Annotated in this window: 2 protein-coding genes; both read right to left on the bottom strand. The window is 76.9% G+C overall.

Annotated features, from left to right (window positions below; genetic code table 11):
* Positions 1–211: 211 nt before the first annotated feature.
* Positions 212–1,573, bottom strand: coding sequence for a protein phosphatase 2C domain-containing protein (locus ACRDP3_RS05985; RefSeq protein WP_431515765.1), 1,362 nt, complete (start codon positions 1,571–1,573; stop codon positions 212–214).
* A gap of 82 nt (positions 1,574–1,655) precedes the next feature.
* A partial coding sequence (locus ACRDP3_RS05980) for an AlkA N-terminal domain-containing protein (protein ID WP_431515764.1) occupies positions 1,656–2,618 on the bottom strand: 963 nt, incomplete at its 5' end.

Below are 2,618 nucleotides of genomic sequence, written 5' to 3'. Positions count from 1 at the left end.
GTGCTCCCCCGGCCCGCGCTGCGGACGGCCGGCGGCGGTTCCGGCGGGGACATGGACGCCATGGCCGGGACGGCCAGCCCTCGGCTCGACACCCTGGAGGAGAAACTCTCCCAGATCGAGCGGCAGTTCGGCTGACCCGCCACAGTCTGCCCGGGGCCGCCCCGTGGGGGGTGCGGTCCCGGGCTGTTTTCGCCCGGCGCCCGGGGCGGAGTCAGGCCTCCCACACGGCGACGGCCGTACGGTCGTCCGCGAACCCGCGCACGCGCAGCTGGACGTCGGCGAGGAACGCGGCGAGGCCCGGCGGTTCGGCCCGGTGCGCCCAGGACCGGGCCAGCTGGTCGGCGAACGCCGGTTCACCGCGCAGCGGTCCGGCGAGGCCCGGGCTGCACAGCAGCAGCGTGTCGCCCCGCTGTGCCACGGTGGCGCGGAACCGGAACGGTTCCGGAGGCCAGTGGGCGGGCGGCGGCACGGCGGGACCGGCCGGGTCGCCGGGTTCCGCGGGGTCGAGTTCCAGGCCCGGTCCGGGCGGTTCGGGCTCGATGTCCTGCCAGGCGCCGGAGCGCAGCCGGAAGAGTCCGCCCGCGCCGGCCCCGAAGAAGACGCGGGTCCTGCAGCGCGGGTCGGCCGAGAGCAGCAGGCAGCGCAGGTCCGCGGTGTACTCCTCGGGCGCGACGCCCAGGGCGGCCGCCTGCGCGCGCAGCCGTCCGTAGCAGCGGTCGGTCAGCCGCTGCAGGCCGGACCTGAGCGCGCCGCGGCGGTCCGCGCGGATGTCCTCGGCGAGGCGGGCGTGACTGCGGCCGGTGACGCCTCCGATCGCGTGGCAGATCTCCCGGGCCGCCCGGTGCCCGCCTGTGGCGTTGCGTCCACCCGCCGCGACGGCGACCAGCAGCAGCGCGGACTCCCCGGAGCCGAAACGGGCGGTGAGCAGGGCATCGCGTCGCAGGGCACCACGGTGGCGGGCGGAATCCCCGCGCAACGAGGCGGCGCGCAGCGTGAGTCCGCCGTAGCGCGCTCCGTCCAGGACTGTGTCCGGGACGAGTTCGGCGAGCGCCGCGGGATCCGCGATGGGGAGGGTGGCGGGCTCGGCGTCATAGGTGGGCGGACGGTCGCCGACATGCGTGGGGCGCAGCGAGGGCCCCGTGCCGGGGCGGGGATTCGCGTCAACTCCGGTGCCGCCGACGGGACGTGAGCGCGGTGCCGGGACCGGGGCCTGTTCGGGTTCCGGGTCCGGTTCCAGGTCCGGTTCCAGGTCCGGTTCGGATTCCGGTTCCGGCCAGGACCCGTCCGGCGCCGCTCTCGGGTCCGGCGGACCGTCCGCCCCGGCCGGCTGGTCCCGCACCGGTGCCGGCCCGGTATCCGGCCGGGGTTCCCGCGACGGATCGCTCCGCCGGGACGAGGGCACGGCGGGTGCCGGCGCGGACCCCACCGTGCGCCTGACCGAGGCGTAACGGTCGTCGAGGGTGTCCCCGGCGCGCGCGCGGCCCGTGTCCGGGGACCCCGGGTCGTACAACTGGCTCCACCAGTCGTTCTGTTCGCCGGACTCCGGATCGCGGGGCCTCCCCTGCTGACTCATGCCCATATTGTTGCCCGTACGCGGGCCCTCGGAAGACCGTCCCGGACAACTGCACGGCCGGGGCATGGAAGAGGACCGGGCGTCAGCGCACGGTGCCGCCCGCGCCCACGGTGTGGTTCCAGAGGTGGTGCAGGGCGTACGAGCGCCACGGCCGCCAGTCCTCGGACCGGCTGCCGTCGGTTCCGGTCAGGGCCAGCCCGTGCCGTACGCCCACGTCCCCGGTGAGGAAGACGTCCGGGTCGCCGAGCGCCCGCATCCGCATGTAACCCGCGCTCCACGGGCCGATGCCGGGCAGGGCGAGCAGGGCTCGCTCGGCCTCCTCGCGGTCCGCACCCGGGTGCAGCGGGACGGCGCCGTCGGCGAGGGCGGCGGCGACGGTGCGAAGCGTGGCACGGCGCCTGTCCGGCATGCCCAGTTCGCCCAGCGGTGCGGCGGCGAGCGCGCCGGCCTCGGGGAAGAGGTGGGTGAGCCCGCCGTCGGGGGCGGCGAGCGGCTTTCCGTACGCCGCGACGAGTTTCCCGGCGAGCGTGCGCGCGGCGGCGACCGTGATCTGCTGTCCGAGCACGGCACGTACGGCGAGTTCGTGCGGATCGGTCGTCCCGGGCGAGCGCAGTCCGGGGCAGCCGGCCACGAGCGGGCCGAGCGTGCCGTCGGCGCCGAGCCGCTCGGCGACCGCGAACGGGTCGGCGTCCAGGTCGAAGAGCTGCCGTACCCGCTGCACGGCCGTGGTGAGGTCGCGGAGGTCGGCGAGGTGCAGCCGGCACTCCAGCCAGCCGCCGCCCGCCCGGCACGTCGGGCCGGGCGCCGTACGGCCGGTGCTCTCGTCCACCTCGACGACCCCCGTGCCGTAGGGCAGTGCGAGCGTGCGCCGGTAGCTGCGCCGGCCCGGGGTGCCCAGCACCTCTTCGACCCCCTGGATCGCGCGCCGCTGCAGGAAGTCGAAGATCTGTTCCGCCGCGTACGGGCCCCGGTAGGGGAGGCGCAGCGGGATTCCCGCCGCGCCGCGCCGGGTGCCGTGCCCGCCGCGCGCGGCGGCGGCGCGCAG

Source organism: Streptomyces sp. (assembly GCF_050698815.1).
GTDB lineage: Bacteria > Actinomycetota > Actinomycetes > Streptomycetales > Streptomycetaceae > Streptomyces.
The sequence above is the reverse complement of the archived record's forward strand: the minus strand, read 5'-3'. Positions and strand labels throughout refer to the sequence as shown.